Source organism: Streptococcus sp. DD04, from assembly GCF_001578725.1.
GTDB classification, from domain to species: Bacteria; Bacillota; Bacilli; order Lactobacillales; family Streptococcaceae; genus Streptococcus; species Streptococcus sinensis.
The window spans coordinates 316668-343570 of record NZ_KQ968977.1 but is presented as its reverse complement, the minus strand read 5'-3'; the positions used below and the strand labels follow the sequence as shown (position 1 = coordinate 343570).

Below are 26903 nucleotides of genomic sequence, written 5' to 3'. Positions count from 1 at the left end.
TTTTATTTCATTCTTCCCTTGGTGATTCCCTTTTTCGCATCTTTTGGGTATAATAGAAAATATGAAAGTATTACTATATCTAGAAGGAAAGTCTGTTTTAGAAAAATCAGGCATCGGCCGTGCCTTGCAGCATCAAATGCATGCACTGGATCTGGCAGGAATTCCTTATACAACAGATGTTTTAGGAGATTATGATGTTGTGCACATCAACACTTACGGTCCCCGTAGTTTGCTTCTTCTTCACGCGGCCAAGCGGAGAGGCAAAAAAGTAATCATGCACGGACATTCGACCAAAGAAGACTTTGAAAATTCTTTTATTGGTTCTAATCTTTTTGCGCCCTTATTTGGCAAATATTTAGCTCACATGTATAAAATGGCGGACTTTATCATTACTCCGTCAGAGTATTCAAAAAAATTGATTCAATCCTACGGTGTAACGACGCCCATCATAGCTGTGTCAAATGGCATTGAGCTGTCTAAATACAAGAAAGACAAACGTAAGGAAGACGTCTTTAAAAAACATTTTCAGATTGCAGAGGGGCAGAAAGTCGTAATCTGTGCAGGCCTTTATTTCAGACGAAAAGGAATCGAAGACTTTGTCGAAGTAGCTCGTAGAATGCCAGATGTCCGCTTTATCTGGCTGGGTTCTATCAATCTTTGGCTTATTCCGCGCAAGATTCGAGATCTTGTCCTCTTTAATCATCCAGAAAACGTGGAATTTCCAGGTTATTTCAAAGGTGCAGTCTTCCAAGGAGCCATGTCAGGTAGTGACGCCTTCTTTTTCCCATCTTATGAAGAGACAGAAGGGATTGTGGTTCTAGAAGCGCTGGCCAGTGGTCAACATGTGGTCCTGCGTGATATTCCTGTTTATAATGGCTGGATTGATGAAGAGTCGGCGGAGCTTTGTCATAATGTAGATGAGTTTGTTGAATCGCTTCGTAAGGTTCTTGACGGAAAAGTGGACAAACGTGAAGCAGGTTATCGCGTTGCGGAGAGTCGCTCTATTGATGATGTCGCACTTCAGTTAGTCAAGGCTTACCAAACAGTTTTGGAGATGTGATATGCGGATTGGTCTTTTTACAGATACCTATTTTCCTCAGGTTTCCGGGGTTGCGACGAGTATCCGTACCCTCAAGACTGAGCTAGAGAAACTAGGTCACACAGTCTTTATTTTTACTACGACGGACAAGGATGTCAATCGCTATGAGGATTGGCAGATTATCCGTATTCCCAGCGTGCCTTTCTTCGCTTTTAAGGATCGGCGTGTAGCTTATCGTGGTTTTTCCAATGCCTTGGAAATTGCCCGCCAGTACCAGCTGGATATCATCCATACCCAGACAGAGTTTTCTCTGGGCCTTTTGGGAATCTGGATTGCCAAGGAATTGCGGATTCCAGTGGTTCACACCTACCATACCCAGTATGAGGACTATGTGCACTATCTTGCCAAGGGCATGGTGATTCGTCCGAGTATGGTCAAGTACATCGTGCGTGGTTTTATGAGCGATTTGGATGGTGTCATTTGTCCTTCTGAGATTGTTTACGATCTTTTGGTCGGTTACAAAATCAAGGCAGAAAAACGGGTCATTCCGACAGGAATCGACTTGGCCAAGTTTGACCGACCAGAACTCTCTCGGGAAGACATCAAGAAATTGCGCTTTAAGTTGGGAGTAGCAGAAGACGAAATCATGTTGCTCAGTTTATCCAGAATTTCCTACGAGAAAAATATCCAGGCGATTGTTCAAGCGATGCCAACGGTTCTCGAAGAGAATGATAAGGTTAAACTAGTCATTGTCGGAGATGGGCCTTATGCTGAGGACTTAAAAGCCTTGGTAGCCCAGCTCCATATTGAGGATGCTGTCATTTTCACAGGAATGATTGCGCCAAGCGATACAGCCCTCTATTATAAAGCGGCAGATTTCTTTATCTCAGCCTCAACCAGTGAGACGCAGGGTCTGACCTATCTGGAAAGTCTAGCCAGCGGTACGCCGGTCATTGCTCATGGTAATCCTTATCTGGACAATGTAATCAGCGATAAAACTTTCGGTACACTCTATTATGAAAATCGGGATTTGGCAGGAGCCATTTTGGAGGCCATTTTGGCAACACCAGATATGGACGAGAAAAAGCTAGCTGATAAATTATACGAGATTTCCGCAGAGAATTTTGGCCGTCGTGTCTATGAATTTTACCTAGATTTGACTATTAGCAAGGATTTTCAAAATGATCTCAATCCGGAAGAAACGGTTGCCAAACGCTTAGCCAAGACCATTGTCTATTTGCCAGGTAAGATTATTTCTCTGCCAGTAAGTGGTTCTACACGAATCATGAAGGCATCTAAGAAACAGATAAAAAATATTCGGAAATATTTGGAATAAACATCGTCGTGAGGCCTAATGATCGGAGGTGTTCCTATGAAAGGTTACAAAAAAGAAATTTTCTTTTTGCTCCCCCTTGTCTTTTTCTATTTTGTCTTTTATATACTGTTACGGTATTTGCCCATGGATTCCATGTTAAGTAAGGGGCTTGTAGTTGGAAATGTTCTCATCTATTCTCCCCTCGCAACCCTACTGGTCTCCTTGCTCTATGCAGCTTTTCATGGATTTTCTTTGCGCTTTTCTTTCTTGGTTGCCCTCTTATTTTTCCTGACTATTTTCACCTTTGAGGAGTGGATTCCTCTTTATCATGCGGCTTATTTCCTTTTCTCACTAGCTGGAAATGGTTTGGGGCATTTGATTTATCGATTTACTAGGAAAAATAGCAGAGCTGGAAACCGATAAAAGTTCTTGCAAATTTTTTCAATCGTGCTATAATATTTTTTAGAGACATATCACCTGCAGGAAATCTTTTAGAGAGCGCGTGGAGCTGGAAATCGCGCAGAGGATGCAGTTGGGACTACTCTACTGGTTTTTATGAAAACATAAAACGGTGGCTACGTTAGAGCCGATTCGAGGTGTAAGTCTTCTTGACTTGCATAAATGAAGGTGGAACCACGTTGCGACGTCCTTTTGAGGATGTCGTTTTTATTTTGTCAGAAGGAGGAAGAATGATGCTTTATATGATTGGCGGATCGCCTTGTAGTGGGAAGTCAACAATTGCTTCACTTCTTGCTAGACAGTATCAGCTGCTTCATATCAAACTGGATGATTTGGTAGACGAGATGATGAGTCAAGCAAGTGCAGACTCACAGCCGATTTGCCTTCTTAGACAGGACAGAAATCCGGAACAAATCTGGATGAGAAATCCAGAAGAGATGGCAGATGAAGAATGGCGCTTTTATGAAGAGATTTTTCCTTATGTAAAATCTTACTTGATAAAAAATCAAGATAGACCTCTCTTGGTGGAGGGGGCAGGACTTTTGCCTCACTTGGTAAAGGAGCTTGAATGCCCAGTGCCCTCTTATCTATGCTTGACTCCGACAGCTGATTTTCAGAAAAAGCATTATAGACAGAGAGAATGGGTTCCTTATGTCTTAGAGGGAACAACCAATCCTGAGCAAGCTTTTGAAAACTGGATGCAACGAGACATTCTTTTTGCCCAAATGGTTCGGCAGGAAGCGATGAAATTAGGCTATCCTAGCCTCATAGCAGATGGTAGTCAGTCAGAAAATCAGACTGTGGAAGAAGTTGCTCGGCTCTTAAAATTGTCCAAATAAATAGAATAGATATTAAAGGAGAAAACACATGATTAAGATTACTTTCCCAGATGGCGCTGTTCGTGAATTCGAATCTGGCGTTACAACTTTTGGAATTGCTCAATCTATCAGCAATTCCCTGGCTAAAAAAGCTTTGGCTGGTAAATTCAACGGCAAATTGATTGATACAACTCGTGCCATCACTGAAGATGGTGCCATTGAAATCGTGACACCTGACCACGAAGATGCTTTGGACATCTTGCGTCACTCTGCAGCCCACCTGTTTGCGCAAGCAGCTCGCCGTCTTTTCCCAGATATTCACTTAGGCGTTGGTCCTGCCATTCAGGACGGTTTCTACTACGATACAGACAATGAAGCAGGGCAAATCTCCAACGAAGACCTGCCTCGTATCGAAGAAGAAATGAAGAAAATCGTCAAAGAAAACTTCCCGTCTATCCGTGAGGAAGTGACCAAGGATGAAGCGCGTGAAATCTTCAAACATGACCCCTACAAGTTGGAATTGATTGAAGAGCACTCAGAAGATGAGGGTGGTTTGACCATCTACCGTCAGGGCGAGTACGTGGATCTCTGCCGTGGACCTCATGTTCCATCGACAGGTCGCATCCAAATCTTCCACCTCTTGAACGTGGCTGGCGCATACTGGCGTGGGAACAGCGACAACGCAATGATGCAGCGGGTCTATGGTACTGCTTGGTTTGACAAGAAAGACCTGAAGAAATATCTGCAAATGCGGGAAGAAGCTAAAGAACGCGACCACCGTAAACTTGGTCGTGAGCTTGATCTCTTCATGATTTCTCAAGAAGTAGGACAAGGTTTGCCATTCTGGCTGCCAAACGGTGCGACCGTCCGTCGTGAATTGGAGCGCTACATTGTAGACAAGGAGTTGGCTTCTGGTTACCAACACGTCTACACTCCACCATTGGCTTCTGTAGAGCTTTATAAGACTTCTGGCCACTGGGATCATTATCAAGAAGATATGTTCCCAACTATGGATATGGGTGATGGGGAAGAATTTGTCCTCCGTCCGATGAACTGCCCTCACCACATCCAGGTCTACAAACACCACGTTCACTCTTACCGTGAGCTGCCAATCCGTATCGCTGAGATCGGCATGATGCACCGCTATGAGAAATCCGGTGCCCTGACTGGTCTCCAACGTGTACGCGAAATGTCCTTGAACGATGGACACCTCTTTGTTACTCCAGAACAAATCCAAGAAGAATTCCAACGCGCCTTGCAGTTGATTATCGATGTTTATGAAGACTTCAATTTGACAGAATATCGTTTCCGTCTGTCTCTTCGTGACCCTCAGGATACGCATAAGTATTTTGATAACGATGAGATGTGGGAAAATGCCCAAACCATGCTGCGAGCAGCCTTGGACGAAATGGGTGTGGACTACTTTGAGGCAGAAGGAGAAGCAGCCTTCTACGGTCCGAAACTCGATATCCAGGTTAAAACAGCCCTTGGAAATGAAGAAACTCTGTCAACTATCCAGCTGGACTTCCTCTTGCCAGAGCGCTTTGACCTCAAGTATATCGGAGCTGATGGTGAAGAACACCGTCCAGTTATGATTCACCGTGGTGTTATTTCAACCATGGAGCGCTTCACAGCTATCTTGATTGAGAACTACAAGGGTGCCTTCCCGACTTGGCTGGCTCCGCATCAAGTGACTTTGATTCCAGTTTCTAATGAAGCCCATATTGACTACGCTTGGCAAGTGGCTAAGAAGCTGCGTGACAAGGGGGTTCGTGCTGATGTGGATGAGCGCAATGAAAAGATGCAGTACAAGATTCGTGCTTCACAAACCAGCAAGATTCCTTATCAGCTAATCGTTGGTGACAAGGAAGCAGAAGACGGTACTGTCAATGTTCGTCGCTACGGCCAAAAAGAAACGCAAACCGTTCCAGTTGACGAGTTTGTGGAAGCTATCCTAGCTGACATCGCCAACAAATCACGCGTGGCTAAAGAAGATTAAAATAAGAAAGGCAAATTCGACTGAGGGAACTCCTCAACAGGCTTTGCTTTTCTTTGCAAGTTTATTACAGGGAAACTATTTCTCATCTCTGTGTTTTGTCTAATTTCTCAAAAAATGGTATAATGAAATAAAAGAACAGGGGAGAGAGATGTTAAAAAGAGATTTACTGAGAAATGTTATCATTGTTGCGGTTCTTCTTGCTATTTTAGTGGGATTGCGTTTGTTTGTCTATACGCCTTATCGTATTACCAAGCAAGATGCCAATTCTTTCTTAGCGGAAGATGATTTGGTGCTGGCTGAAAAGACAGAGAAAATTCCGCGAGGGGAATTTGTGCTCTATGAAGTCAATGGCAAATATTATGTTGGCCGCGTCATCGCTAAGGAAAATGACAAGGTGACCTACATGGATAATCTTCTCTATCTGAACGATCAGGTGCAGTCAGAGGAATATATCGAAAAGATGCGGGAAAAATACTTGGCTTCTGCTGCAAGCACAGGCTATTATACTCACGATTTTTCGATTATGGATTTAAAAGGTGCAGAGTCCGATACCATCCCAGAAAAATCCTTTTTGATTTTAAACGATCGGCGGGAGAATACAAAAGACAGTCGAGAATTTGGTCTGATAAAAAAGAATCAGATTAAGGGAGTTGTGGAATTCCGGATTTCTCCATTAGATAAATTTGGTTTTGTAGAAACGAAGTAACATGAGTTATTTCGTTTTTCTTGTGGTTTTGTAGTAGTCAGAAGGATGATATAAAAAGGCTCAGAAGCTGGTGACGTGGGGCTGATTCGTGTTCTTTTGCTTAATTGTGTGTATGCACATTATTATCAGCCAGAAGAAATCTTGGAGGAGCATACTATTTTTGAGTTGCAATTGTTAGTAAGGCCTTTGCAGTCGGGGCTAGAAAGGCGGACCGTACTTTAGTGGAAAAAGTAAATGCTGCTTTCGGAAAATTATACCAAGAGGGAGAATTCCAGAAAATCGCTGAAAAGTGGTTTGGAGAGGATATTGTGACAGACCAAGTGAAAGTATATAAAAACAACTAGCAGAAAACTAGTTGTTTTTTCGTGTTTCTTGGTGGAAGATATTTTGCCAGACTTCGTGGCGGCGCCAGAGGCTGGTATGGATAACATCTCCGATTTGATAGCGAATCAGCTTGGTTTTTTGGCTGACGGATGTAATTTCTAAATTTTTGATAGGAGAAGTTTGGGCTCTCTCTAGTTGAAATTCCTCTTTGTTGAGCTGGCGACCATCTTGGGAAATGTAGACAAAATCGGAAGATAAGAGTGCATCCAATTGACTGCCTTGGTCGACTAATTGCTCACGCATCAGGAGTTTTTGATAAACATTATCCAGAATCTCATCTTCAGGAATCGGAGCTGGCTCAATGTGAATGTCAATATCGAAGACGCCAAAGTCTTCCTTGAGCATATCCTCCACCTGGTCAGCAATTTCGTGGCTTTCAAAGACAGAAAGGTCAGGATTCATTTCTAATATAATATCCAGATAGATATTGCTGCCATAGGTTCGGCCACGCTGGGATTTGACACGCGTGATTTTAGGAATTTCCAGGATGGCACGCTTGTAATCGTCTAAAAGGTCCTGATCAAAGCCGTCTGACAGGCTGAAGGAGGATTCCATGAAAATATCATAGGCTGTTTTCAGAATGAAAAAAGTAATAATGATGGCTGCTAGTTTGTCAACAATGGGGAAATTCAGAGAGCTGGCAATAATAGCAACCGATGTGCCCAGAGAAGTGATAGCGTCCGATAGATTGTCCTTGGCAGCCGCATCCAGAGCTTTGGATTTTACCCTTTTGGCTAGGTTTTTATTGTAAAGATAAACGCCAAACATGATGATAGCTGATACAATCCCGACAATGGCTCCCACAGGATCAATCAAGGTTTCTTCTTTGTTGATGATTTTTTGAGCCGTATCAATGAGGACATTGAAACCGACAAAAAACATGATGAAAGAAGTAATCAGACTGGCCAGATCTTCAATCTTCCAATGGCCAAAGCGATGGTCCTTATCCGCTGGTTTTCGAGCCATGCGCAGGCCGATTAAGACTGCTAGATTGGCAACGATATCGGAGACGTTGTTGAAACCATCCGCCGTCAAACTGGAGGATGTCAGTGCTGCACCTGTAATGATTTTTGTAACGGATAAACCTATGTAGGTGGCAATTGCTAGGAGGGCGCCTCGTTCGGCAAGTTTGAGATTGTCGCTTGGATGATTGTTCATGGCTGCTCCTTTCTAGACTACTATTATAGCTTTTTCGCACTTAAATTTCAATGAAGGACAATTGTCTTTTCGATAACAAATTCACTCGAATTTTGATATAATGAAAGCATTGATTTTCAGTTTGATTTTATATTGAAAGGATAGAAGATGAATCCCTTATTAAACGGTATGAATGACCGTCAGGCTGAAGCGGTCCAGGCAACAGAAGGACCCTTGTTGATTATGGCGGGGGCTGGTTCAGGAAAGACTCGAGTCCTGACCCACCGTATAGCCTATTTGATTGATGAGAAGATGGTTAATCCTTGGAATATTCTAGCCATTACCTTTACCAATAAGGCAGCGCGGGAGATGAAGGAACGGGCAGCAGCACTCAACCCAGCTACCCAAGATTGTTTAATCGCCACTTTCCACTCCATGTGTGTGCGCATCCTGCGGCGAGAAGCAGATCATATTGGCTACAACCGCAACTTCACCATCGTTGATCCGGGCGAACAGCGGACTCTGATGAAACGAATTCTTAAAAATCTCAATCTGGATCCTAAAAAGTGGAATGAGCGCGCCATTCTGGGTACGATTTCCAATGCTAAGAACGACCTGATTGATGAGGTAGCCTATGCGAATCTAGCTGGTGATATGTACACGGAGATTGTGGCCAAGTGCTACACGGCCTATCAAAAGGAATTGCGCCAGTCCGAAGCTATGGACTTTGATGACTTAATCATGCTGACCCTGCGGCTTTTTGACCAGAATCCTGACGTTCTGACCTACTATCAGCAGCGTTATCAGTACATCCACGTGGACGAGTACCAGGATACCAACCATGCCCAATACCAGCTGGTCAAGCTCTTGGCTTCCCGCTTTCAGAATATCTGCGTGGTCGGAGATGCTGACCAGTCTATCTATGGCTGGCGGGGAGCCGATATGCAGAATATCCTAGACTTTGAAAAGGATTATCCAGAAGCTAAGGTAGTTCTGCTTGAGGAAAATTATCGCTCGACTAAGACCATTCTTCAGGCGGCTAATGAGGTCATCCGAAACAACCGCAACCGTCGCCCTAAAAATCTCTGGACTCAAAACGAAGACGGTGAGGAAATTGTCTACTATCGGGCTAATGACGAGCAGGACGAGGCTCTCTTTGTCGCCCGAACTATTGATCAGCTGAGCCGAGAAGGCTACAGTCACAGGGATTTTGCAGTTCTTTACCGAACCAATGCCCAGTCACGGACGGTGGAAGAAGCCCTGCTCAAGGCCAATATTCCTTATACTATGGTTGGGGGCACCAAGTTCTATAGTCGTAAAGAAATCCGTGATGTTATTTCTTACCTCAATCTCATCGCCAATCCTAGCGACAATATCAGCTATGAGCGCGTGGTCAATGAGCCCAAGCGTGGTGTCGGTCCAGGAACGGTGGAGAAAATTCGGGATTTTGCATCCAGTCAGGAAATCTCCTTGCTAGATGCGTCGGCCAATATCCTGCTGTCACCTGTCAAGGGCAAGGCGGCTCAGGCAGTTTATGAGTTTGCCAATCTGATACTCGACTTGCGGGATCGTTTGGATGACTATAGCGTGACTGAACTAGTCGAGCTTGTTCTGAAAAAAACAGGTTACTCAGCCGCTTTGGCAGCCCAGGCAACCTTAGAAAGCCAAGCACGGATTGAAAATATCGAAGAATTCCTATCTGTAACCAAGAACTTTGATGAAAATCCAGACAATCCTGCTGATGAATCTGGTCTTGATAAGCTCAGCCGTTTTCTCAATGACTTAGCCTTGATCGCGGACACAGATGACGCTGATCAGGAGAGTTCTGAAGTGACTCTGATGACCCTCCATGCAGCCAAGGGACTAGAGTTTCCAGTCGTCTTTCTAGTCGGTATGGAGGAAAATGTCTTCCCTCTAAGTCGGGCCTCTGAAGATGAGGATGAGTTGGAAGAGGAGCGGCGTCTGGCCTATGTCGGCATCACCCGAGCAGAGAAGATTCTCTATCTGACCAATGCTAATTCCCGTATGCTTTATGGTAAAACCAACTATAATCATCCTACTCGCTTCCTGAGAGAAATCAGCTCAGAATTGCTAGACTATCAGGGACTGGCTCGGCCGGCAAACAGCTCCTTTAAGGTCAGTTACACCAATAGCGATACTAGCAAATTCGGTCAGGGAATGAGTCTAGCACAGGCTCTACAAGAGCGGAAGCGTCAGGCGGCTCCTAGTTCGATTTCTACAGGTAGTCTGCCTTTTGGAAAGAGCAGTCAGAGACAGCCATCTAAGCCAGAAGTTGCTTGGGCTATCGGAGATATTGCCCAACATAAGAAATGGGGCGATGGGACAGTTCTGGCAGTTTCTGGCAGTGGAAATAGTCAAGAGCTTAAGATCAATTTCCCAGAAGTCGGTCTGAAGAAAGTGCTGGCCAGCATAGCACCGATTGAGAAAAAATCATGATGAGGCAGTCGATTGAAGCCTGGCTCTATCACCCAGAGGATGGAGAAATCTTGCTCTTGAAAGTTGAGGATGAGACAGTTTCCTTTTGGCAGCCCATTACTGGCGGGATTGAGAGTGGTGAGAGCCCAAAAGAGGCCTGCCTTCGTGAAATAAAAGAGGAGACCGGCTTGGTCTTAGCTTGTTCAAATCTGACTAGCCTTGGGAATTTCACAGTAAAGATTGATGAAAATCTTTCCATCCACAAAAATCTCTTTCTAGTTCTGACTGAACAGAAGGAAATCCAGATTTCTGATGAGCATGTAGGAGCCCAGTGGGTAGCTTTAGACAAAGTTTCGTCGCAGTTGTACTGGCCCAGCAATCAGGCGACTTTTGAGATTATATCTGAGAAGCTATAAGATATAGCTTCTCTTTATTTCTTTTGATAAAGAAATTCTATTAGTCAAGCGGGGCGTTTAATGGTAGACTTATCACATAACTATAGTGAGGTGACCTTATGACACGTGAATTCAAATTTGAAACTCTGCAGCTTCATGCCGGACAGACAGTGGACCCGACAACCAAGTCGCGGGCTCTGCCTATTTACCAGACAACTTCCTATGTGTTTGACGATACTCAGGAGGGAGAAGATCTCTTTGCCCTTCGCAAGCCTGGCAATATATATACTCGGATTACAAATCCGACCCTGTCGGCTTTTGAGGAGCGGATTGCGGCTTTGGAGGGTGGGGTCGGAGCTCTAGCAACAGCTTCTGGTATGGCGGCCCTTACCTATACCGTTCTAGCTTTGGCGCATGCTGGCGACCATGTAGTGGCAGCCTCCACCATCTACGGTGGCACCTTTAATCTGCTCAAGGAAACCCTGCCTCGCTATGGCATTACCACGACTTTTGTGGATATTGAAAATCTGGCTGAAGTAGAAGCAGCCATTCAGGACAATACCAAGCTAGTTCTGATTGAAAGCTTGGGCAATCCTTTGATTAATATTCCTGACTTTGAAGCTTTGGCAGAGCTGGTTCATGCTCACAAGATTCCGTTGATTTCCGACAATACCTTTGCTACACCATATCTGATCAATGTTTTTTCTCATGGTGTGGACATTGCGGTGCATTCTGCGACCAAGTTTATTGGTGGTCACGGAACCAGCATCGGAGGTGTGATTGTGGACAGTGGTCAATTTGACTGGGAAGCTTCTGGCAAGTTTCCGCAGTTCGTTGACCCAGACCCGAGCTATCACGACATCAGCTATACGCGCGATGTCGGAGCAGCAGCCTTTGTCACTGCTGTGCGGACTCAGCTCTTGCGCGATACGGGCGCAGCCATGTCCCCCTTCAATGCCTTTCTCTTCTTGCAAGGTTTGGAAACTCTCTCTTTGCGTGTAGAGCGCCATGTGTCCAATGCCGAGAAGATTGTAGATTTCCTAGCAGGGCATCCTAAGGTCGAGCAGGTCAATTATCCCAAACTTACTGACAGTCCTTATCATGCTTTGGCAGAAAAATATTTCCCTAAAGGCGTGGGCTCTATTTTCACCTTTAATGTCAAAGGTGGGGAGAAAGAAGCTCGTAAGGTTATTGACAGCCTGGAGATTTTCTCTGACTTGGCCAATGTAGCCGATGCTAAGTCCTTGGTTGTCCATCCAGCTACGACGACTCATGGTCAGATGTCCCCAGAAGATCAGCTGGCAGCAGGCATTACACCAAATCAAATCCGTCTCTCTATCGGCTTGGAAAATGTGGATGACTTGATAGAGGATTTGAGAATCGCCTTGGAATCTATTTGATTTTTAATATTTCTAGACAGAGTAAATATGATTTAAACTAGGTTTTCGCCTAGTTTTTTGATATAATGAAAGATATTAAAAAATAGTAGGTAATCAAAATGACAATTTCAGTGATTGTTCCGTGCTTCAATGAAGAAGAGTCTATTCCTTTATTTCATGAAGCCATGGAAGCGGTCAAATATCAAATCCGTGACCAGTTTGAATATATTTTTGTCAATGACGGGTCGACAGACCGCACCTTGGTTGTTTTGCGTGAGCTCAGCAGACGCTGTCCAGATGTGCACTATCTGTCCTTTTCTCGTAATTTCGGAAAAGAAGCAGCGCTCTATGCTGGGCTCCAAGAGGCAAGCGGGGATTTTGTGACGGTCATGGATGTGGACTTGCAGGATCCGCCCGAGCTTCTAATTGAGATGAAAGCTATGTTGGACATGAATCCAGAACTGGACTGTGTGGGGACCCGTCGCACTACTCGAGAGGGAGAGCCACCTATCCGGAGCTTTTTTGCCAATCTGTTTTATAAACTGATTAATAAGATTAGTCAGGTAGAAATGGTGGATGGTGCGCGTGACTTCCGACTGATGCGCCGCCAGATGGTAGAGGCTATTCTGGATGTTTCAGAGTACAATCGCTTCTCTAAGGGGATTTTTGCCTGGGTAGGCTTCAATACAGAGTACTTGGAATACAAAAATGTCGAACGAGTAGCCGGCAAGACCTCTTGGAATTTTCGGTCCCTCTTCAACTATTCCTTGGAAGGTATTGTCAATTTCTCTGATGCACCGCTGAACATCGCTTTTTTAGGCGGCATCCTGTCTTGGATTTTAGCCTTTATCCTAATGGCGGTGATTATTATCCGTACCTTGGTTTTTGGTGACCCAACATCGGGCTGGCCGTCCCTCATGACCGTCATTCTTCTTATCGGCGGCTTCCAGCTGCTGACCATCGGTATCCTGGGCAAATACATCGGCAAAATCTTCATGGAAACCAAGCATCGGCCGATTTATGTGATTAAGGAGAAGAGTAAGTAAAGAAGCAGATTTTTTCTGCTTTTTTTGGTATAATAAATTCATCGAATATTTATGATCTGAAAGGAAAAACAAATGATTTTAATTACAGGCGCGAATGGACAGTTGGGAACAGAGCTTCGCTATCTTTTGGATGAGCGCAATGAGGAGTATGTGGCTGTTGATGTGGCAGAAATGGATATTACCAATACCCAAATGGTGGATAAGGTCTTTGCGGAGGTCAAGCCAAGCTTGGTCTATCACTGCGCAGCCTATACTGCAGTTGATGCAGCTGAAGATGAAGGCAAAGAGCTGGACTATGCCATCAATGTGACCGGTACCGAAAATGTGGCAAAAGCTGCAGAAGCACACGGAGCAACCTTGGTCTACATCTCGACAGACTATGTCTTTGATGGACAAAAGCCTGTCGGTGAGGAATGGGAAGTAGATGACCGGCCGGATCCGCAGACTGAGTATGGCCGTACCAAGCGCATGGGCGAGGAGCTGGTTGAGAAATATTCTAGCTGTTTCTACATTATCCGTACTGCCTGGGTCTTTGGTAACTACGGTAAAAACTTTGTCTTTACCATGCAAAATCTTGCCAAGACGCACACAACTCTGACCGTAGTCAATGACCAACATGGTCGTCCAACTTGGACTCGTACTCTGGCTGAGTTTATGACCTATCTGGCTGAAAATCAAAAGGAATTTGGTTATTACCATCTGTCTAATGATGCAGCAGAGGACACAACTTGGTATGACTTTGCAGTGGAAATTCTCAAAGATACGAATGTGGAAGTCCAGCCTGTTGATTCCAGCAAATTCCCGGCCAAGGCTAAGCGGCCTTTCAACTCCACTATGAGCTTGACCAAGGCTAAGGCGACAGGCTTTGTCATTCCGACTTGGCAGGATGCCTTAAAAGAGTTTTATAAGCAGGAAGTGAAAAAATAAATAAAGAAGCAACCTTGAGGTTGCTTTTTTAAAGGGGATTTATGGTATAATTGGATAAAGTTTTATTTATATTGAAAGAGAGTTCTATCAGTTTGAAAGTGGTATCGTTGCCCAAAATTTTCTTTTGGAATATGTTTGGGAGTCTGTCTTCAGCAGCTGTATCTGTTATTTTATTATTTATAGTTACTCGTACTTTATCTAGTGAGTCAGCCGATCTATATAGTTTTGCTTATGCAATTGCGAATTTACTAGTTATTGTTGCAGGGTTTCAGGTAAGGGATTTTCAAGCGACAGATATTAAAGAAAAATATTCATTTGATGCCTATTTGACTACCAGAGTTTTAACTAATATTTTAATGATACTAATTTTATTAGGATATTTAATTTTAAATTCTTCTACTCATGCAAATTTTTGGATTATATTTTGGGTATCATTTTTTAGAGTTAGCGAGGCGCTTTCGGATGTATTTCAAGGCTTGTTCCAACAGAAAGAACGATTAGATATAGCCGGTCAATCATTATTTTTTAGAAATATAATTTCAACTATAACATTTGCTTTTTCGTTATTGTTTTCTAAAAATCTCCTTTTATCTGTTGTGTTTCAAACGCTCGCCTCTTTCACAGTAGTTCTTTTTTTTGATTTTCCAAAATCTAAGTTGTTTCATCGTATTAATATCGCTACAGTAAAGCTAAAAGATATTTCTAATATTTTAAAGGACTGTTTCCCTTTATTTATAAATGCTTTTTTATTAGTTTCAATCTATAATCAACCTAAGTATGCATTAAATAATATTTTTAACAAAGGGTTGATTGAAACAGGGGTGCAGAGAGATTTTAGCATCTTATTTACTCCTATTTTTGCAATGAACCTAATGATTGTTTTTTTGCGTCCTATGATTACACAGCTAGCAATTTTTAGGGAAGAAAATAAAATTTCTCACTTTATTAGATATAAGAATAACCTATTTAAGATTCTGTGGGGAACAAGTATCTTGATCTGTATTGCTGGGGCAATTGCTGCTATCCCTGTTTTAAATATTGTTTATGGAACCAATCTGAATCAATATCAAATGAGTTTCTTTATACTGTTGTTAGGTGGCATTGCTAGTACGTTTTCTACCGTATGTGATAATATTTTAACTGTTTTTAGAAAACATCATTATTTAGTCATTTCATTCTTAGCGGGGTATCTTGTATCCATTCTTACAGCTGAACCACTAGTATCCCAATATGGAATTTTTGGAGCCTCTTTGTCTTTCTTTATCTCTATGATTGCTTGGTTGAGTGTCTCGCTGATTATTTATTTTATGACGAATCCATATACTTTTTTGAGAAGGAAAAAATAAGGAACTTATGAAATTTTCAATTATTATACCTGCCTATAATGTAGCGGATTATTTAGAAAAATGTGTTAAGAGTGTCTTAATTCAAGAATTTAAAGATTATGAAATTTTAATCATAAATGATGGGTCAACTGACGCTACTGCAATAGTCGCTGATAAATTGTCTGTGGAGAATACCAATAAAGTAAGGGTGTTAAATCAAACAAACGGCGGAGCTTCAAAAGCAAGAAATACAGGTATTGAGTCTGCTCGGGGAGAGTACTTATTGTTTTTAGATGGTGATGACTTTTGGAGTGATCAACACTTTTTGAATCAACTTGATGAAATAACTACAGAATGCATTGATGATGTTATCGTTTTTGGTTACAGTTATTTTTATGATGATAGAATTATAGATTTCCCTATATCTATGTTTGAGGAAAATATTTTAAAAGCTACTTGCTTTGGAATATTTAATGGTCCAAATTGGAATAAGTGTATATCGAAAAAATTATTTCAAAATGGCCTGAAATTTCCAGAGGGAATGGTATCTGAGGATAGTTTATATTGTTCTCGGATTTTAAAAATGACAAAGAAATTTTCAATTCTTAATAGTACTCAATACATGTATCGACAGAACCGCAAAGGAAGTTTGACTAATGTCGTGAAAGAAAAAAATGTTCAAGATACTCTTGAAGGAATCAGGACGGGACTTTCTGACTTGAAAAACTATTCAGTTGAAATTCAAAAAGCCTTAAATATCTATTTTGCAATCTCATATATCTCTATATTACCTTATGTAAATCAATACATTGATAATTTGAAAATTAAGGAGTTGCTTTACCAGTATAAATATTTGCTAAAGTATGCAAATTATATAGAGAACCGAGCATTTAAATTAACAGGTCTATTAGCCAATTTATTGGGGATAAAATTTTCAATAAAACTATTTCCTGTTTTATTGAAGTTTTATAAATAGAGTGGATTAGTTATGAAAGGAAAAATATGTCTAAATCAGCTATTTCAGTTATTATTCCAGTTTATAATGCACAAGACGGGATTAAACGCTGTGTAGATTCTCTTTTGAATCAATCATTTAAGAATTTTGAAATTATTTTTCTAAACGATGGTTCGAAAGATAACTCTTTAAATATTTTAAAAGACTATGAAGTGAAGTATAGTTTTATAAGAGTAATTGATAAACAAAACGAAGGAGTGGCATTAACTAGAAATAAAGGAATTCTTCTAGCTGAGGGAGAATATATTATGTTCATGGATAATGATGATTTTGTTGATAATGATTACATTGAAACTTTTTATCAGGCTATCCATGGGAAAAGGCTAGACTTAGTTATTGGTGGCTACAAGCGCGTTAATCAGGATAACCAAATCATCTTTAGTCAAGACATACAACAATCAGAGTGGTCCAAATATATTATAATGGCTCCTTGGGCCAAAATTTACCGAACTGAGTTCTTGAGAAAAAACAATCTAGAATTTTTTGACTATGGTATAGGAGAAGATATTATTTTTAATCTAACTGCCTATAAGACAACAGATAAAATAGGATTGTTGGACTATAAAGGATATAATTGGTATTACAATAGTCAGAGTATTTCTAACACTTCTCAGAGAGGTTTTTCTCCTGAAATTGATATTTTAGTTCTTTTTGCAAAAATATTAGAGTTGGGTCAGCCATCTGAGTTAGTAGTATATTACTTGAAAAGATATTACGTTTGGTACTTACTTTTTTCTGGGAGAGCCTCATCAGATCAGGAGTTTATTCATCAGTATATTAGGATTAAAAAATGGTTAAAAGAAAATAAACTCATCAGTACGATTTCTCCGTTGTCTAAGAAGGTTCAGGGCGAAAGGTTTCAGACTAAAATTTCACTTATTATTTTTTTGAGCTTGGAGAAGTTAAGGTTAGTTCCATTATTTGCTAAAATTTATTGTAAAGGGAAGAAAGATAATTGAAAGTTTTAATGATAATTCCTGCTTATAATGAGGAAGAAAGTATTTTAAATACGGTTATGAGCATTGTAGAATATCGGAAGAAAGTTGACTTTGACTTAGACTACATGGTCATCAACGATGGGTCAGTTGACAGAACCAAAGAGATTTTGGATAGCCACCATCTGAATGCTGTTCATTTGGTTATGAATTTAGGGATTGGTGGAGCTGTTCAGACCGGTTATAAGTATGCACTTGAGAAGAATTATGATGTGGCCGTACAGTTTGACGGAGATGGCCAGCATGATATTGAGTCGCTGGATGCTTTGCTGGAGCCTATTCGTCGTCAGCAGGCAGATTTGGTTGTTGGTTCTCGTTTTATTGGTGACAAGGCTTCAGAATTTCAGACCACTTTTATGCGTCGTTTTGGCATTACTATTATCTCAGCTTTTATTAAATTAACAACAGGCAAAAGGATTCTGGATGCCACATCAGGCTATCGTTTGGCCAATCGAGACATTATTCGACAATTCGCTGCGCGCTATCCTATCAAATATCCTGAGCCAGAATCAATCGTCCATCTCTTGAAGCGAAAATATACAGTGGTGGAAGCACCGGCCAATATGTTTGAACGTGCAGGAGGAGTATCTTCGATTACTCCGATTAAGTCCATTCGCTACATGATTGAGGTTTGCTCTTCGATCTTGATTGCTGCTTTTATGAAAGAGAGTGAATAATGTCCATTTTGTCTATTGTTATGCTAGTGGCTTCAGTTCTATTCCTGTATTTTGTCTTTCGGAATATCAATCAAAACAATATTTTGTTTGAGCAAGCCTTTATGTGGATTATTATTGGCTTTGTACTGATTGTTATCTCTATTTTTGATTGGATTCCAGTTTCGATTGCCAAATTGTTAGGTTTTGAACTGACCTCAAACTTTGTCATGTCCTTGGCTATCTTTTTCCTGCTGATTATCGTGTTTTTGCATACTATTGCCATTTCCAAGCAAAAGGAGCAAATCAAGCAGTTGGTGCAAGAACTGTCCATCATGAAACAAAGAATGTCTAAGTTAGAGAGTGAAAAAGATGAAAAATAACCATACCTGGGTGATTTGCGCCTATGGCGAAAGTGAATTCTTAGAAGATTGTATCTTGTCTCTGCAAGCTCAAACTTTGTCATCAAAGATTATCTGCTATAGCTCAACACCGCTGGATTCAATCAAACAGCTGTGCCAGAAGTATGGTATTCCTTTTTATACGAAAGAAGGCGGTGGTATTGGCAGGGACTGGAACAATGCCCTTTCCTTTGTTGAGACTCCTTATGCTACTATTGCCCACCAGGACGATTACTATGAGCCTGCTTACTTAGAGGCTGTAATGCAGAAGATAGAGCAGTCTAAGGACGTTCTCATTGCCTATACGGACTATTTTGAAGAGAAAAATGGGGTCAAAATTCCAGCTAACACCAATCTGAAAATCAAGACTTTCATGCTCAAAACACTGAACCTGATGCCGGCCAGCCGTTTTTGGAGAAATCGGGTGCTGGCTTTTGGCAATCCCATTTCCTGTCCGGCGGTGACTTACAACTTAGAGGCATTAAGGGATTTTCGATTTGATGAGGAAATGCGTGTGAGTCTAGATTGGTATGCTTGGTACAAGATTAGTGCCTATAAGGGTTGCTTTGCTTATATTTCTAAGAAGCTCATGTGCCATCGGATTCACGGAGAGTCTGAAACAACCAAGACTATTTCAGATAATACTCGAACCAAAGAAGATTTGTTCATGTACCAGCTTTTCTGGCCTAAGTGGGTGGCTAATCTAATAAATAAAGCATATATGAAGAGTCAAGATGCCAACTCAAATTAATATAGTTATTTACAAGGAAAGTATATGAAAGATTTAATATCTGTTGTTGTAACATGTTACAACCATCAAGACTACATTGAACAGTGCTTGCGCAGTATTTTTGGGCAGACCTATCAAAATATTGAGTTACTGGTATTGGATGATGGTTCCACTGATAAGTCCGCCCAGATTATACAAGAAACTTTGGCTGATTCCCCTTTCCCGACGAGGTTTGAAAGCCATAAAAATATGGGGGTCGTCAAGACAAGAAACAAGGCTTTGCAGCAAATTCAAGGCACTTATTTTATTTTTGTAGATAGCGATGATTTTCTGGATTCAGACTATATTGAGAGCTTCTACACAACCATGGTGCAAGAGGAGGCAGATATTGTCTATGGTGATTTGTATGACCCTGATAAAAAGGAAGTGTATCTTAAATCACAGCCATATGACAAGGTAGCTTTTTTAACAGATAATTATATTTCCAATTGCTCTCTCATTCGTCGCTCGATCGCTGATGGTATTTATTATGACGAGGCGCTTAATTATAAAAAATTAGAAGACTATGATTTTCTTCTAAACTTAATTATCAATCAAGGCGCAAAACCTATTTATGATGAAAAAACAAAGCTGAATTATCGGGTCTTTGATAAAGAGTCTGTCTCTAAGCGAGATTCTACTAGATACCATTACGAAATATATTTGCAAATTATAAAGAAGTACATGGATAAACTTCCTAATGAGATTTACCAAGCTTTGTCTGCAAATATCTTTACTCTGGAAGGACGGCTGGATAATTTGATTCAGCATATGGACAGGGTGTCTGACTATATCCAAGAGCTAAAGGAAAACTGGGAACGTGATAGCGAATTGATTTATCAATATCAGGATGACATTGATGAATTACGTAACTCACTTTCTTATCGTGTTGGGAATGCTATTGTGACACCGATTAAACAAGTAGGACAGGTTGTCAAGAATCCGCGGCGTATCAGAGCGCTCTTATCTCAGTTGAAACACCAGTGCATCTCCATAAAAAGAAATATCAAATCACCAAAAACCTATTATTATAGGGTTTTACGTCATTCTCAGCGAAAGCAGCTTCAACATATGAGTGGCAAAAAGTGCCTAGTCTATGTCATTTTTGAGGCAGAAGAGAATCTTCAGCGCTACAAGGTTCTGTTTTTAGAGAAATTAGCATCTTTGGTAGATGAAACGCTGATTGTGGTAAATGGAGGATTGAAATCAGAGGATTTATCTACCTTAGAACAATATGGGCAAGTTCTGGTAAGGGATAATACAGGTTATGATGCCGCGGCATTTAGGGAAGGGATTTTGACCTTTGGTAAGGAAAAGTTGCAAACTTATTCTCAACTCTTGCTAGTCAATGATACGAATATTGGTCCAATGCGAGATTTGAATGAGGTCTTCCAAACAATGGCGGAGAGAAATCTTGATTTTTGGGGGATTTCCTTTGGTGAAGTACAAGAAGATGCCACGAATTTCAATCAATACGGCTATATTCCAGAGCATCTACAATCTTATTTTCTCGTCATTGAGTCTTTATTGCTTCGGTCAGAGGAGTTTTTCGACTATTGGAATAACCTAACCGATACGGATTCACGTGATAAGGCTATTGGAAAACACGAAACAACTTTTACTAAGTATTTTGCAGATTTAGGCTATCGCTACGATGCCTTGGTACCTGAAAACAAAGACAGCGCCATGTATATTCATCCTTTGAGAATGCTAAGGGCTGGAAGTCCTTTAATCAAGTATACCTCATTACAAAATTACAATGAGCAGCAGTTTCGCTGGCAGGGGCTAGAAAGACGAACAGAAGTACCTGATTTGCTCAATTATGTGCGAAAAGAAACAGATTATCCAGTTGAAATTTTGGATAATATTGTACAAAAATTCAAATCGATTTCGAGAGAGCAGTTTATTCTGATTATTGATGGAGTTGAAAATATTATTCCTCAATGTACGCGCTACCGAGTGCTTAACAAAGCAGAACAGTTGAGAAAAAACGGTTTCACGGTCAAAGTAGTAAATTTATCAGAGTTTGAGATTTCTCAGGCTCAGCATGCTAGTCATATTATTATCTATCGAGCTCCGTGGTCTTATCAACTTCAATTCTTGTGCGATACAGCTAGAAGAGATAAAAAACCAGTTTATTTTGACATTGATGATTTGGTTTTTGATACAGTTTATACAGATCAGTTGAGCTATACTCAAGGCTTATCAGAGAAGGAGAAGGGCAACTATGATGCTGGTGTCAAAAATTATGGCAAGATGTTAGCTGCCTGTGATGGAGCGATTACTTCAACACTCCAATTGCAGGAAGAATTGCTCAAATATCAAGATAAGGTGTTGCTGAATAGAAACCGAGCTTCCAGTGACTTGATTGAAATCAGTTCTCACTTTATCAAAGATTATAGTCAGCAGAACCCTAAAGTCAAGATAGGCTATTTTTCAGGTTCTATCAGTCATAATGAAAATTTTGAATTGATAAAACCAGCCATCCAGTCCTTGCTTGAAACTTACAAGAATGTGGAACTCCATATCGTCGGCCATTTAGATATTCCAGAGGATATGAAGCCTTACCAACAGCAGATTGTTGTACATGACTATGTTGACTGGAAGGATTTACCTCAGCTGATCAGTCGAGTGGATATCAATCTAGCTCCACTGGTTGACTCGGTCTTTAATCGGGCTAAGTCTGAAATCAAATGGATGGAGGCTGCCTTAGTAAAAGTTCCTACAGTTGCTAGTCACATTGGAGCCTTCTCTGATATGGTAAAAGATGGGGAGACTGGACTTTTGGCTAAAGACGGGGAGTGGAAAGAAAAGTTAGAGCGTTTGATTCTTTCGTCTGACCTACGTCAGGAATTAGCAGAAAATGCCTATGATTTTGTTCTTGAAAACTGCAGTTTAGATAGTAAAGATGAAATGGTGAATGATTTTGAAAAGAAGTAAGACGATAAAAATAGAAAATATCTTTTTGGTCTTGGCGACTGTCTTTGTCATGACATTTATGGTGGTTCAACCGATCAATCGTGTGCCGGATGAGACGAATCACGCCCGCATGACTTGGGAGATTTTCCATAAGCCGACAGAGAAAACCTACAAGTGGATGGAAAATATCTCTGCGGAACCGAATGTTTCCCCAGCAGAGTATAAGAAGCTTTTTACGGAAAAATTGGATTTATCTCAGGAAGAATTTACTCTGGGTATTAATCTCAAGACTCTTTCCTTTTTACCGCAGCTAATCGGCATGGCTTTGGGAACGTTTATCTATCCATCAGTAGGAGTTATTCTCATGATGGGACGATTCTTTAACGCCCTAGCCTATATTTTTGGTATTTACTTCCTGATTAAGTATTTTAAGTACGGCAAGAAAGCTCTCTTTTTCATTTCGCTTCTGCCAATTATGGTTCAGCAGGCAGCTTCTCTCTCCTATGATGTAATGAACTATTTGGAGATTATGCTGGTTATTGGTTTTTTCACTAATATTGCTTCCAGCAAGAAATTTACCAATAAAAATGTCATCCAGCTTTTGGTCATATCCATCGGTCTCTTTGCAACCAAGTTAAACAATGTTCTGTTATTGGGCTTGCTGCCTTTCATTGATTTTGAAATTGAAGGGTTCCTAGCTGTTTTGAACAAGCCTTTTCTTGCGATCAAGGCATTTATCGGTCGTCATCGCTATGTTTTTTACAGTTTAGCTTTTGTTGCTGTTTTCTTAGCCTTGCATTTGCTTTTTCGTCATCAAGGAGGGCTCTTCCACTACAGTAGGGTTCTGCTTAACACCTTGTTTAAACAGCGCATGAACGGTGACCTCAATACCATATTGACCATTGGTCTCTTTGGATTTTTAGGTAATTTCACCATTCAGTTGCCCCTGTGGCTAATCTTTCTTGATGTAGCGGTACTGACTATCATTTTCTTACAGTCTAAGAAGGATTTTATGACGAAATCTTATGCAACTGTCTCCGCTTATCTTTTCCTTTTGCAGGTCATTTCCGTTGTCACCATCATGTATCTAGAGTGGACTCCGATTGTTTTAGGAAAAGGTGCTCAGATATCCGTTGGAACTCAGGGCCGCTATTTTACGCCTTTCCTAATTCTCTTCTTACCCCTTCTTGCAAATTTAGGCAAGTTGGAGATTCAGGAGCGAACAGTTAAAAACTTGCTTATAGGAACTTTGTCAGCTAACTTTTTAATTTCAATCTATTTAATGATTCCATTCTATTGGAATTGGTAAGGATAAGCTATGAAGAAAAACATTTTATTCATTTCGCCGACTGGAACCTTGGATAATGGAGCAGAGATTTCTATTTTCCATCTGATGAAGTATTTGGTTCAAGATGGCTACGACGTTATCAATGCGATACCAGATTATCATGTCCAAGTCCAGCAAGACTATATTTCTACTCTTGCAAAAGAAGGAATTAGAACCATTGCTCTGCCATCGGTTAAATGGTGGTGGGAGGATGCACCAGGTGGTCTTCATGGAACTCATGAAGAGAGGGTAAATTCTTACCAAGAAAATATTGCTGCGCTGAGAAAGTTAATGGTAGATAGCCATATGGACTTGGTCATTACAAATACAGTTAATATGTTTCAAGGAGCAGTAGCAGCAGCTTGTGAAAATATTCCGCATTTTTGGTTGATTCATGAATTTCCTGAGGGAGAATTTGGTTATTATAAAGCGAAAATTGATTTTGTAGATGAATATTCTAAGGAGATTTTTGCGGTGACAGGTTCTCTGCAAAAAAGACTAGCCCAGCTTCTCCCTCATAGAAAAATTCGTTCCTTTGCCCCTTTTACTGAGATCAAAGCTGAAAATGAGCAAAAACTTGCTGGAAATGAGTGTCGTATCCTGTCAGTTGGTCGTCTGACAGAGAGAAAAAATCAACTAGAACTCCTTCAAGCTTATGCACAACTCCCTCAGCCAAGACCAGAACTAGTCTTTATTGGGGCTTGGGACGATGAATATAAGAATAAGTGTGAGTCCTATATAGTTGAACATCAGTTGCAAGGTGTCCAGTTTTTAGGATATCGTGATAATCCTTGGGCTGAAGCAACAACGGCTGATATAGCAGTATTTCCATCTGCTATGGAGACCTTTGGCCTAGTTTATATAGAATCCATTATGAATGGCCTGCCAACCATCCTATCAGATAATCCTGGCCATCTATCGGCTTATGAAATGTTCGAGGAGGGTCAACTCTATCCTACGGGAGATGTAGATGAATTAACAGATCACATCCAGCAATGTTTAGAGGATTTCAAATACTTGAAAAAGCGCTCTATAGATAACATAGAAAGAGTAAAGAATCTTTACAAGGTTTCCAGTGTTTATCATGACATATTAGAAGAAATCGATCATTCTGATATAAATAGCGGTCATTCTTTGCGACACATAAAATTTTTATTTGAGCCAATTCCCTCTGCTTCGCCAATAAGTACTTTCTTGAATAAAGTAAAGAGAAAAATAATTTTCTTAAAAATTAAAGAATCTTTTTAAGTAGTAGTAGCCTACAACGGATGATATAAAAGTCGAATCAAACAATAATTTTGCTTAGGCGATATTATGATTTGTTCGATTTTTTTGTCTGTAGCCCACAAACCACCAAGAAAATGATATAATAGACTAGATTGTAAATCTTTGAATAGAGGAAAAGCATGAGACATGTCTTCATCATCGGAAGTCGCGGGCTTCCTGCTAAATATGGCGGATTTGAAACCTTTGTTGAGAAATTAGTAGAAAATAAGGTTTCTTCCCAACTCCAGTATCATGTAGCTTGTTTGTCAGATGATGAAGCTTCTCATCATTTTGATTACAAGGGAGTGGATTGCTTCACCGTTAAGGCTCCTAAACTGGGGCCGGCTCGGGTGATCGCCTATGATATGATGGCCATTAATTATTCTTTAAAGTTAGTGCAAGAGCAGCAGATTGAGCGTCCGATTTTTTATATTTTGGGCAATACGATTGGAGCCTTTGTGGCGCCTTTTGCACATAAAATTAAAAAAGCAGGCGGGACTTTCTTTATCAATCCGGATGGTCTGGAATGGAAGCGGACCAAGTGGCCTAAGCCGGTTCAAGCCTATCTCAAATATTCTGAGAAGGTTATGACCAAGCATGCTGATCTGGTCATTGCGGACAATCAAGGCATTGCAAGCTATATAAAACATTCCTATCCTTGGTCTAAGACGGCTTTCATTGCTTATGGGACAGACCTCCAGCTATCTTCTCTTGACTCTCAGGATGCTCGCGTGCGTGATTTTTTTGAGAAATGGAAGAGCAGAGAAAAGGAATATTATTTGATTGTTGGACGTTTTGTGCCAGAAAACAACTACGAGACCATCATTCGGGAATTTATGAAATCCAATACCAAACGTGACTTGCTGATTATCTGCAATCATGAAGGGAATTCTTATTTTGAAGAGCTCAAGCAGAAAACCGGTTTTGACAAGGATTCTCGGATTAAGTTTGTCGGGACAGTCTATGATCAGGAACTGCTCAAATATATCCGCAATCAAGCCTTTGCCTATTTGCATGGACACGAAGTCGGTGGAACTAATCCCGGGCTTCTGGAAGCTCTGGCTCAGACTGATGCCAATTTGGTTTTGGATGTGGACTTCAACCATCAAGTAGCCAAAGAAGCCGCTCTTTACTGGAAAAAAGAAGAGGGACAATTGGCTCAGCTGATTAACAGAGTAGATGGTCAAATTGACTTTTCTGAGCTCGGTCAGGCAGCCAAAAAAAATATGAAAGAAAACTACACCTGGGAAAAAATTGTGGGTGAATACGAGGAGCTATTTTTATCATGAAAGTGACTATTCTTCTGTCGACCTATAATGGTGAGCAGTTTCTGGCAGAGCAGATTGAAAGTATTCAAGCCCAAACTTATAGGGACTGGCAGCTCTTGATTCGAGATGATGGCTCTAGTGATGGGACGCGAGCGATTATTGAGGATTTTTGCCATCAGGACGACCGAATCTTCTTTATCAATCCAGAAGAACCTCAAAATTTGGGCGTCATTAAGAGTTTTCATAGCTTGCTTAAATATCAGGATTCGGATTTTTACTTTTTTAGTGATCAGGATGATGTCTGGTTGCCAGATAAGTTGGCGATTCAGTTAGCAGCAGCAGAGAAATACGATGCTTCCTTACCTTTGTTGGTCTATACGGATCTAAAAGTCGTGGATCAGGAGCTAAATATTGTTCACGAAAGTATGATTCGGACGCAGTCTGACCATGCCAATACCGAATTGATTCAGGAATTGACGGAAAATACGGTGACAGGTGGCGTTTCGATGATTAACCGTGCTCTGGCTGATTTGTGGACAGGGCAGGAGGAGCATGAACTGCTCATGCACGATTGGTATCTGGGCCTGTTGGCTTCAGCTTTCGGACAGCTCGTTTATCTGGATCAGCCCAGTGAACTCTACCGTCAACATTCCAATAATGTGTTAGGAGCCCGAACCTTACGCAAGCGGATGAAGAACTGGATTCATCCTAGCCGTCTATTTGCTAAATATTGGAAATTGATAAAAGACAGTCAGACTCAGGCTCGCAACCTTCTCAGCCAGCCTCTGACAACTGAAAATAGAGAAATTATTGAAAATTTTGTGACAATCATGGAAGCTCCTTTTGCAGAGCGACTGCGACGTATTCGAAAGTATGGCTACAGAAAAAATCGTGCCTTTCATACTTTGGTTTTCACTTGCTTGAT

General features: G+C 41.0%; 24 protein-coding genes. 23 read left to right on the top strand and 1 reads right to left on the bottom strand.

The genetic code is table 11. From position 1 onward, the window contains the following. Positions 1-61 precede the first annotated feature (61 nt). From STRDD04_RS04405 to STRDD04_RS11635, 7 genes are all read left to right on the top strand, one after another. A complete protein-coding gene (locus STRDD04_RS04405) occupies positions 62-1060 on the top strand; it encodes an LTA glycolipid anchor biosynthesis glycosyltransferase, IagA/BgsA family (protein ID WP_062199678.1) in 999 nt (332 codons plus the stop codon). Position 1061: 1 nt separating this feature from the next. Beyond that, complete coding sequence (locus tag STRDD04_RS04400; protein ID WP_062199676.1) at positions 1062-2375, top strand: glycosyltransferase family 4 protein; 1314 nt, start codon at positions 1062-1064, stop codon at positions 2373-2375. Positions 2376-2411: 36 nt separating this feature from the next. Beyond that, positions 2412-2777 (top strand): hypothetical protein, encoded by a 366-nt coding sequence (locus STRDD04_RS04395; RefSeq protein WP_062199674.1) that lies wholly within the window; start codon positions 2412-2414, stop codon positions 2775-2777. Positions 2778-3043: 266 nt separating this feature from the next. Further along, a complete protein-coding gene (locus STRDD04_RS04390; protein WP_197460079.1) occupies positions 3044-3652 on the top strand; it encodes an adenylate kinase family protein in 609 nt (202 codons plus the stop codon). Positions 3653-3680: 28 nt separating this feature from the next. Further along, positions 3681-5630, top strand: coding sequence for a threonine--tRNA ligase (gene thrS / locus STRDD04_RS04385; RefSeq protein ID WP_062199672.1), 1950 nt, complete (start codon positions 3681-3683; stop codon positions 5628-5630). A 148-nt stretch (positions 5631-5778) separates the two neighbouring features. Then, positions 5779-6336 (top strand): signal peptidase I, encoded by a 558-nt coding sequence (lepB, locus tag STRDD04_RS04380; RefSeq protein ID WP_062199670.1) that lies wholly within the window; start codon positions 5779-5781, stop codon positions 6334-6336. A 221-nt stretch (positions 6337-6557) separates the two neighbouring features. Continuing rightward, positions 6558-6680: a hypothetical protein gene (locus STRDD04_RS11635; RefSeq protein ID WP_331710266.1), complete on the top strand. Its 123-nt coding sequence runs from the start codon at positions 6558-6560 to the stop codon at positions 6678-6680. A gap of 7 nt (positions 6681-6687) precedes the next feature. On the opposite strand, the gene STRDD04_RS04375 is transcribed toward STRDD04_RS11635, so the two are convergent. Further along, on the bottom strand, positions 6688-7878 hold the full coding sequence (locus STRDD04_RS04375; RefSeq protein ID WP_062199668.1) for a cation diffusion facilitator family transporter: 1191 nt from the start codon (positions 7876-7878) through the stop codon (positions 6688-6690). Between the two features lie 147 nt (positions 7879-8025). Between STRDD04_RS04375 and pcrA the strand changes: the two genes are divergently transcribed. From pcrA to STRDD04_RS04295, 16 genes are all read left to right on the top strand, one after another. Next, positions 8026-10314: a DNA helicase PcrA gene (gene pcrA, locus STRDD04_RS04370; protein ID WP_062199666.1), complete on the top strand. Its 2289-nt coding sequence runs from the start codon at positions 8026-8028 to the stop codon at positions 10312-10314. Beyond that, a complete protein-coding gene (locus tag STRDD04_RS04365; protein WP_062199663.1) occupies positions 10311-10709 on the top strand; it encodes an NUDIX hydrolase in 399 nt (132 codons plus the stop codon). Before pcrA ends, STRDD04_RS04365 begins: the two co-directional genes overlap by 4 nt. 98 nt (positions 10710-10807) lie before the next feature. Further along, positions 10808-12088 carry an O-acetylhomoserine aminocarboxypropyltransferase/cysteine synthase family protein gene (locus STRDD04_RS04360; protein WP_062199661.1) on the top strand — a complete coding sequence of 427 codons (1281 nt, stop codon included), beginning with the start codon at positions 10808-10810 and terminating at the stop codon, positions 12086-12088. 98 nt (positions 12089-12186) lie between these two features. Beyond that, positions 12187-13113, top strand: a complete 927-nt coding sequence (locus tag STRDD04_RS04355; protein ID WP_062199659.1) for a glycosyltransferase family 2 protein — start codon at positions 12187-12189, stop codon at positions 13111-13113. A 72-nt stretch (positions 13114-13185) separates the two neighbouring features. After that, positions 13186-14040, top strand: coding sequence for a dTDP-4-dehydrorhamnose reductase (gene rfbD, locus STRDD04_RS04350; RefSeq protein WP_062199657.1), 855 nt, complete (start codon positions 13186-13188; stop codon positions 14038-14040). Positions 14041-14111: 71 nt separating this feature from the next. Beyond that, a complete protein-coding gene (locus STRDD04_RS04345; protein ID WP_082757343.1) occupies positions 14112-15386 on the top strand; it encodes a lipopolysaccharide biosynthesis protein in 1275 nt (424 codons plus the stop codon). 7 nt (positions 15387-15393) lie between these two features. Continuing rightward, positions 15394-16341 (top strand): glycosyltransferase family 2 protein, encoded by a 948-nt coding sequence (locus STRDD04_RS04340; protein WP_062199653.1) that lies wholly within the window; start codon positions 15394-15396, stop codon positions 16339-16341. Between the two features lie 26 nt (positions 16342-16367). Beyond that, complete coding sequence (locus tag STRDD04_RS04335; protein WP_062199651.1) at positions 16368-17339, top strand: glycosyltransferase family 2 protein; 972 nt, start codon at positions 16368-16370, stop codon at positions 17337-17339. After that, positions 17336-18052 carry a glycosyltransferase family 2 protein gene (locus STRDD04_RS04330; RefSeq protein ID WP_062199650.1) on the top strand — a complete coding sequence of 239 codons (717 nt, stop codon included), beginning with the start codon at positions 17336-17338 and terminating at the stop codon, positions 18050-18052. Before STRDD04_RS04335 ends, STRDD04_RS04330 begins: the two co-directional genes overlap by 4 nt. Continuing rightward, positions 18052-18411 carry a DUF2304 domain-containing protein gene (locus STRDD04_RS04325; protein ID WP_037616351.1) on the top strand — a complete coding sequence of 120 codons (360 nt, stop codon included), beginning with the start codon at positions 18052-18054 and terminating at the stop codon, positions 18409-18411. The genes STRDD04_RS04330 and STRDD04_RS04325 overlap by 1 nt, the downstream gene beginning before the upstream one ends. Further along, positions 18401-19180, top strand: coding sequence for a glycosyltransferase family 2 protein (locus STRDD04_RS04320; RefSeq protein WP_062199648.1), 780 nt, complete (start codon positions 18401-18403; stop codon positions 19178-19180). Before STRDD04_RS04325 ends, STRDD04_RS04320 begins: the two co-directional genes overlap by 11 nt. Before the next feature lie 24 nt (positions 19181-19204). Beyond that, positions 19205-22138 (top strand): rhamnan synthesis F family protein, encoded by a 2934-nt coding sequence (locus STRDD04_RS04315; protein ID WP_062199646.1) that lies wholly within the window; start codon positions 19205-19207, stop codon positions 22136-22138. After that, on the top strand, positions 22125-23426 hold the full coding sequence (locus STRDD04_RS04310) for a DUF2142 domain-containing protein (RefSeq protein ID WP_062199882.1): 1302 nt from the start codon (positions 22125-22127) through the stop codon (positions 23424-23426). The genes STRDD04_RS04315 and STRDD04_RS04310 overlap by 14 nt, the downstream gene beginning before the upstream one ends. Before the next feature lie 9 nt (positions 23427-23435). Beyond that, entirely contained in the window at positions 23436-24692 is a 1257-nt protein-coding gene (locus STRDD04_RS04305; protein ID WP_062199644.1) for a glycosyltransferase family 4 protein, read from the top strand. Positions 24693-24850: 158 nt separating this feature from the next. Continuing rightward, positions 24851-25999 (top strand): beta 1-4 rhamnosyltransferase Cps2T, encoded by a 1149-nt coding sequence (gene cps2T / locus STRDD04_RS04300; RefSeq protein WP_062199642.1) that lies wholly within the window; start codon positions 24851-24853, stop codon positions 25997-25999. Further along, on the top strand, positions 25996-26903 hold a 908-nt coding region (locus STRDD04_RS04295), incomplete at its 3' end, for a glycosyltransferase family 2 protein (RefSeq protein WP_062199640.1). The genes cps2T and STRDD04_RS04295, both read left to right, overlap by 4 nt.